We start from the raw sequence: 6,978 nt of genomic DNA on the forward strand, positions 1-6,978 counted from the left end.
GCACGTGTCGTGACACTGCGTAGTTGTTCGCGACGCGACGGAAGAACGCCCGGTCGGTCGCGGGCGGAGCTGACGGGTCAGGAGGGGAGCAGTTCCCGCTGTCCGTGGCGAGGCACCGGAACCGCGGCCACAGGCGTCGTGGCGGGGAGGGCTTCGGGCGGGCCGGGGCGGCCGTAGTGCCAGCCCTGGCCGTAGTCGACGCCGAGCCCGCGCAGCACCGCGGCCTCCTCCGCGGTCTCCACGCCCTCGGCCACGACGCGCACCGCGCACCCGTGCCCGAACTCGACCAGCGAGCGGATGAGGGTCTCGAGCACGGGATCGGTGTCGAGGCCGGCCACGATGCTGCGGTCGATCTTGATGACGTCGGGTGCGGTCACGACGATGTGCCGCAGCGACGAGAAGCCCGCCCCGACGTCGTCGATGGCCAGGCCCAGCCCGCCTGCGCGGAACGGCGCGAGCGCGGTGTCGAGCGCCGCGTAGTCCTCCACCCGGTCGTGCTCGGAGAGTTCCAGCAGGACACGGTCCAGCGGCAGTCGGCCGAGGAGCTCGCCGCACTCCGGCGTGAGCAGGGTCGCGGGAGAGACGTTCATGGCGATGTAGCCGTCGACGGCGGCCAGGTGCTCGGCGGCGCGCTCGAGGGCGAGCAGCTCGAGGACGTGCCCGAGCCCGACGCTGTGCGCCTCGGCGAAGCAGACGTCGGGGGCCATGTCCCACTCCGCCGGGAAGCGGCTGAGCGCCTCGGCGCCCACCCGGGCCCCGGTGGCGAGGTCGACGATGGGCTGCAGGACGACGACGGGGCCGCCCGCGGCGATCAGCGGCTGGAGCCGGTCGGTGATCTCGCTGCGCCGTTGCTGCGCGCGCACCTCGGGCTCGATGATCACGGCGGCGGCGGAGGCGAGCACGTCCATCAGGGTCTTGTCGCGCTTGGTGAGGTCCCTGTCGGTGGTCAGCCCGGCGGCACAGAAGGTGCCGTACAGGGAGCCGTCGCTGAGGGTGACCGGCACCGACACGTAGCTGCGCAGCCGCGGCATGCGGGCGGCCGGCAGCTTCATCGCCTCGGGGAAGACCTTCATGTCGGAGATGACCTGGGGCAGCTTCCTGTCGAGGATCGCCTGGCAGAGCGTGACGTCCTGCTGCTGCTGGTAGCCCTCCTGGAACAGCCACGGCGCGTTGGAGTCGACCACCTCCAGGTGCTGGGTGGTCCCGTCGAGCCGGCTGAGGAAGGCGACGCTGAGGCGCAGCGACTTGCGCGCCGTGTGCAACAGGTCGGCGATCTGCTGCTCCGCGTCGGAGCGCTTCTTGGCCACACCTCTTCTTCGGCGTCCCGCGGCGACTGCTGGAGAAATCTCCCTCGACGGTGTCGATGAGACCGGCCACCGTTCGACGTCTACGTGAGAGGACAGGACATCCGACCGGAGGAGAGATCATGCGCAAGCTCGTCGTCACCACGTTCGTCACGATGGACGGGGTCATGCAGGCGCCCGGCGGGCCCGGGGAGGACCCGTCGGGTGGGTTCTCGTACGAGGGCTGGGTGGTACCGCACTTCGACGAGGCCCTGGGCGAGCAGATGAACGAGTGGTTCGTCGGCGCCGAGGACTTCCTGCTCGGCCGGACGACCTACGACATCTTCTACGCCTCGTGGCCGAAGATGATCAGCGACGACCCGGTGTCCCAGGGCCTGAACTTCAAGAAGAAGCACGTCGCCTCCCGCACGCGCACGTCCGTGGAGTGGGAGACCGCGGAGCTATTGAAGGGCGACGCCGCGGAGGCCATCCGCACCCTGAAGGCCGCCGACGGCGGGGAGCTGCAGGTGCACGGGTCGGCGGGGCTGATCCAGACCCTGCTGGCGGAGGACCTCATCGACGAGCTGCGGCTGATCGTCTTCCCCATCACCCTCGGCCAGGGCAAGCGGCTCTTCGGCGAGGGCACCGTGCCCCGCACGTGGCGACTGTCCGCGCACACGGTGTCGTCCACAGGCGTGATGATGTGCACCTACGAGCGCGCGGGCGAGGTCGAGACCGGCAACGCCGCGCCGGAGTGACACGCACATCCGGGATGCTGCGGCCCATGAGGACAGTCCTGCGGGCCGGGCTGCTGGGTTTCGCGGCCGTCGAACTGGTGCTCGGGGTGTGGACGCTCGTCTTCCCGGCGAGCTTCTACGCCGACGTCCCGACGGTCGACCTGACGCCGCCGTTCAGCGAGCACCTGATGCGCGACTTCGGCGGCGCCACCCTCGGCCTCGCGCTGGTGCTGGCCGCCGCCGGGATCTGGCTGGAGCGGCGGCTGGTGATCGTGGCGCTGCTGGCCTACCTGGCGTTCTCCGTCCCGCACCTGATGTTCCACGTGGGACATCTGGGGAACGCGTCCGACCTCGAGGCCGCCGTCCTGGTGGTCCTGCTCGCCGCGTCCGTCGTCGTCCCGGCCCTCCTGCTGACCGTCGCCCTCCGCGCGGTCGAGGTCAGTCCGGGACCACCGGTCCGTCGCTGAGGCGGACGACGCGGTCGGCGGCGGCCACCACCACCGGGTCGTGGCCGGCGACGGGCACGCCGGTGCCGCCTGCCGCGGGTCTGGAAGAGCGCGCGCACCCGTGATGCCACCGTTGTGCGCCTGCCCACCTCATTCCGCGCGGAGACGTCGACCAGCGCGCAACGATCCACCGCGCGCGAACCACTCCCCTTGCTGACCTCGTGGTTCCACACTTTCCCCGGATCGCCGATCCCGGCCGGTCCGCTGCACCGGAAGGGGTGACGTCACATGGAAACCAGGCCTGGTTCGGAGGCGGGAGGCCCGCTCGGTGCGGGCCGGACCGGGCACGGCGACCTCGAGCGGGGCGCGAGGTGGGACCGGATCACCGCGCTGGCGGGACTCCTCTTCGTCCTCCTGGTGCTGGCCAGCTTCTTCACGCCGGACACACCGGATTTCGACAGCTCGCCCGAGGAACTCGCTGCCGCGCTGACCGACGAGCGCAGCGGGCACCAGATGTCGCTGCTGCTCGGCTTCCTGTCCGACATCGCCTTCGTGGTGTTCCTGGCCGGACTGTGGAGCCGCTTCCGGCGGCACGAGGGCCTCGGCGACATGATGGCCGGGCTCTTCGCCCTCGGCGGCGCGGCGTTCGTGGCATCGATCGCCCTCTCCTCGGGCGTGTACCTGGCGCTTGTCCAGGCGGCTCAGACGGCCGACCCGACCACGCTGCCCACACTGGCCGTGCTCGACTACTGGATCTTCATCGCCGGCATACCCGCGGGTGTGGCGATGATGATCGGCGCGACCGGCGCCATCCTCGGTACGCACGCGATGCCAGCCTGGCTCGGCTGGATCTCCGGCCTGGTCGGCGTCCTCTGGGTCCTCAGCCTCGGGGCGGTGTTCGAGACGGACGAGGAGACCGTGCTCGTGAGCATCGGCGGGTTCGGCGGGTTCCTGCTCTTCATGGTCTGGGTGCTGGCGGCGAGCATCGTGCTGCTGATGCGGCCCCGGCGCCACGCTGACGCGATGACCTGACGCGGACGCTGGAGGGCTGACCCGATCAGTCCTCCAGCAGCCCGGCCTCGTGCGCCAGGATCGCCGCCTGGGTGCGGTTGACCAGCCCCAGCTTGCCGAGCAGCCGCGACACGTTGGTTCGCCGCCACCCAGGCGGTCGTCGCGGCGATCGCCGCCGGGGCCGCGTTCGCGGTCATCGGGGCGGGTATCGGCGCGGCGGTGGGCAACTCGGCCGCCGCGCTGACCGGGGGCTACCTCACCCTCCTCGGCGTCCTGCCGGTCGTGAGCAACGTGAAGCCGGAGATCGCCGAGAAGCTGGACCCGGCTGCCTCGATCGTCACCCTCGCCCAGCACGGGGCCGCCGTCACCCCGATCGCCGTGATCACCGGCTGGGTGCTCATCAGCACCGTCGCCGGGATGCTGATCACCCGGCGCCGGGCGGTGGCGTAGGCGCGACACCCGCAACGGCCCCCTCCCGGCAGGGAGGGGGCCCCTCCGTGCTGACAGACTCCGGGCCTGCCCGGGCCTGGAGGACGACCATGGACGTGCTGGTCACCGGCGCGACCGGCAGCCTGGGGAAGCCGACGGTCACGAGCCTGCGGGCGGCGGGACACGACGTACGAGCGCTAAGCCGGCGCAGCGGGCCCGGCCTCGTCACCGGCGAGCTGCTCACCGGTGAGGGCATCGCGGCGGCGCTGGACGGCGCATCGGTCGTGGTGCACCTGGCGACGAGCCGGGGCAGGAAGGACGCCGCCATCGCGCGGACCCTGCTGGAGGCCGCTGACCAGGCCCGTCTCGAGCACCTGGTGCTGATCTCGATCGTCGGGATCGAGCACATCCCCCTCGGCTACTACCGGGACAAGGTGGAGGTGGAGCGGCTGGTGGCGGAGTCGGGTGTCCCGCACACCGTCCTGCGCGCGACGCAGTTCCACGATCTCGTCGAGCAGCTGTGCACCGTCCAGCGCCGGCTGCCCGTCGTCCTCGCGCCGGACATCCGGCTCCAGCCGATCGCCACGGAGGACGTGGCCGACCGGTTGGTCGAGCTGGCGGCGTCCCCGCCCGCGGGGCGGGTGCCCGACATCGGCGGTCCGGAGGTCCGGCCGCTACCCGAGCTGGCGCGGGTGTGGGCGGCGGCCAGGAGTGGACCGCGGCGCGTCGTGCCGCTCCGGCTCCCGGGGAAGGTGTTCGCCGGCTACCGGGCCGGTCATCCACTGGTGCCGGGGCCGCCCTACGGACGTCGGACCTTCGAGGACCACCTCGCCGGACGCTGACGTCGATTCACCGACCTTCGAGCACCGCGAGGTCGCGCTCGGCGAATCGGCGGTGCTCGCAGTACTCGTCCATCAGGGTGCGCAGGCACTCGGCGACCGGGTGCGACTCGACGCCCCACGCGGGGGCGGCCAGCGCGGCGGTGCGGACCTCCTCGAGACCGTTGTCGGTGAGCCCCTCCACCACCCGGCGGACCGACGCCCTCCGGTCGGCGAAGAGCGCCAGCGTCTCGGTGTAGGACGGCTGCACACCGACGTCGAGACCGATGCTTGCGGCGTCCTCTGCGGACACGTCCGACGGCGGCAGGCCCAGCGGGGAGTAGACGAAGGCGCCGTCGGTGAGCATGCGGCCGACCCAGCCGTCGGTGGCGAAGGCGAGGTGGCGCAGGGTCTCGGCGAAGGACCACTCGCCCCGGACGCGCTCGTGCCGCATGGGCTCCGGCAGCCGCTCCGCGCGGGCGACCGTCTCCGACCAGAGGCGCTCGACGGTGTCCCACATCGCGCGGTAATCCTCCGCGGTGCCCATGGCGCGCAGCTGCAGCCGCTCGGGGTGCCGCCGGTCGAGCTCGCCGGCGACGAAGTCGGTGACGTCGACGTCGTCGACCAGCACCGAGCCGCCGTACCCCGACACCCGCAGCCCGGCGACCTGCGAGCCGGTGATCCGGACGCCGGAGAGGTCGCAGTCGCGGAACGTCGCGCCCGTCAGGTCAGCAGCCGTGAAGGCCGCTCCGCGGAAGGCATCCGTATGGGTGTACTGCTCAGGCATCGGTCGGAACGTACCGGTCGGGGCTCCGGCACACGCGTTGTCCGGCCGGGGGTGCCGTGGTCTGATCCGGACGGCGCGACGACGAGGTCGCGCCCCGACGAGGGGGCTCCATGGCCGAGGTGCACGGCAGCTGCGACGACCGGTTCGCCGGGGTGCGGGAGGCGCTCGCGCAAAAGCTGGACGGCGAGGAGCTGGGCGCGTCGATCGCGGTCGATCTCGACGGCGAGACGGTCGTCGACATCTGGGGCGGCTTTCGGGACGCCGAGCGGACGACGCCGTGGACCCAGGACACCATCACCAACGTCTGGTCGACGACGAAGTGCGTACTCAACCTGGCGGCGCTGATGCTGGTCGAGCGCGGCGACCTCGACGTCCACGCTCCGGTGGGCAACTACTGGCCGGAGTTCTCGGCCAAGGGCAAGAAGGACGTCGAGGTGCGGCACCTGATGTCGCACACGTCCGGGGTGTCGGCCTGGGAGCCGCCGTTCTCGGTACGGGACATGTACGACTGGGAGACGGCCTGCGAGCGGCTCGCGGCCCAGCGGCCGTGGTGGGAGCCGGGGACGGCGTCCGGCTACCACTCGGCGAACCAGGGGTTCCTGGTCGGCGAGGTCATCCGGCGGATCACCAACAAGACGTTCCAGAAGTTCGTGGCCGACGAGATCGCCGGGCCACTGGGTGCGGATTTCCAGGTCGGGGCCCGGGAGCGGGACTGGGGCCGTGTGGCCCCCCTGGTCGCCCCGCCGCGACCGGAGTCGGCCGGTGACGAGGACCCCAGCTCGATATCGAGGCGGACGTTCACCGCGCCGGTGATGTCGGTGAAGGCGACGCTGACGTCCGAATGGCGGACCGCGGACCTCGGTGCGCTGAACGGGCACTCGAACGCCCGCGGGGTGCTCGACGTGATGCGGGTGCTGTCGCTGGGCGGTCAGGGGCTGCTGTCCCCGAAGACGGTGGATCTGATCTTCGACGCGCAGGCCGACGGCGTCGACCTGGTGCTGGAGCAGCCGTTCACGTGGGGGATCGGCTACTGCCTCGGGTCGCCGGTGGTGCCGTACGTCCCGGCCGGGCGGGTGGCGTTCTGGGGTGGCTGGGGCGGGTCGCTGGTCGTGATGGACCTGGACCGGCGGCTGACGATCAGCTACATGATGAACAGGATGGCCTCGGGCATCCTCGGCTCGCCGCGCAGCGAGGCCTATGTACGCGCGGTCTACGACGCGCTCAACTGACCCCATGGATCTCGACGACGTCGTGCCGGAGGCCGACCACGTCACGCACCAGGCGCGGGTGGTCGAGGCGCCGCGGAGCGTGGTGTGGGAGGAACTGCACGCGCTGAAGCTGCGGTCGCTGCCGGTGTCGCTCGTGCTGAGCGGGATCCGGGCCGTGCCGGTGCTGCTGACCGGCCGGTGGCGCGGGGGCCTCGACCGCACGTTCCTGGACGTCGTCCCGATCCCTGTGCTGTCGTCC

8 protein-coding genes and 1 pseudogene are annotated in these 6,978 nt (G+C 71.8%); 7 read left to right on the forward strand and 2 right to left on the reverse strand.

The features are described 5' to 3' along the window. Positions 1-77 precede the first annotated feature (77 nt). Positions 78-1,307, reverse strand: coding sequence for an EAL domain-containing protein (locus E4P40_RS12630; protein ID WP_135158935.1), 1,230 nt, complete (start codon positions 1,305-1,307; stop codon positions 78-80). Positions 1,308-1,426: 119 nt separating this feature from the next. On the opposite strand from E4P40_RS12630, the gene E4P40_RS12635 reads away from it, so the two are divergent. From E4P40_RS12635 to E4P40_RS12660, 5 genes are all read left to right on the forward strand, one after another. Continuing rightward, the gene (locus E4P40_RS12635) at positions 1,427-2,041 is read left to right on the forward strand and encodes a dihydrofolate reductase family protein (RefSeq protein ID WP_135158936.1); all 615 of its coding nucleotides are present in this window, start codon (positions 1,427-1,429) and stop codon (positions 2,039-2,041) included. A 26-nt stretch (positions 2,042-2,067) separates the two neighbouring features. After that, the gene (locus E4P40_RS12640) at positions 2,068-2,487 is read left to right on the forward strand and encodes a hypothetical protein (RefSeq protein ID WP_135158937.1); all 420 of its coding nucleotides are present in this window, start codon (positions 2,068-2,070) and stop codon (positions 2,485-2,487) included. Between the two features lie 267 nt (positions 2,488-2,754). Continuing rightward, positions 2,755-3,498 (forward strand): hypothetical protein, encoded by a 744-nt coding sequence (locus tag E4P40_RS12645; protein WP_135158938.1) that lies wholly within the window; start codon positions 2,755-2,757, stop codon positions 3,496-3,498. 198 nt (positions 3,499-3,696) lie between these two features. Next, positions 3,697-3,927, forward strand: a complete 231-nt coding sequence (locus tag E4P40_RS12655; protein ID WP_135158939.1) for a hypothetical protein — start codon at positions 3,697-3,699, stop codon at positions 3,925-3,927. An 89-nt stretch (positions 3,928-4,016) separates the two neighbouring features. Then, a complete protein-coding gene (locus E4P40_RS12660) occupies positions 4,017-4,748 on the forward strand; it encodes an NAD(P)H-binding protein (protein ID WP_135158940.1) in 732 nt (243 codons plus the stop codon). 7 nt (positions 4,749-4,755) lie between these two features. On the opposite strand, the gene E4P40_RS12665 is transcribed toward E4P40_RS12660, so the two are convergent. After that, complete coding sequence (locus E4P40_RS12665) at positions 4,756-5,511, reverse strand: DinB family protein (protein ID WP_135158941.1); 756 nt, start codon at positions 5,509-5,511, stop codon at positions 4,756-4,758. Between the two features lie 110 nt (positions 5,512-5,621). On the opposite strand from E4P40_RS12665, the gene E4P40_RS12670 reads away from it, so the two are divergent. Both E4P40_RS12670 and E4P40_RS12675 read left to right on the forward strand, forming a co-directional pair. Beyond that, positions 5,622-6,740: a serine hydrolase domain-containing protein gene (locus E4P40_RS12670; protein ID WP_135158942.1), complete on the forward strand. Its 1,119-nt coding sequence runs from the start codon at positions 5,622-5,624 to the stop codon at positions 6,738-6,740. A gap of 4 nt (positions 6,741-6,744) precedes the next feature. After that, positions 6,745-6,978 (forward strand): annotated as a pseudogene (locus tag E4P40_RS12675) (hypothetical protein); the annotation flags it as partial.

This window comes from Blastococcus sp. CT_GayMR20 (assembly GCF_004570345.1).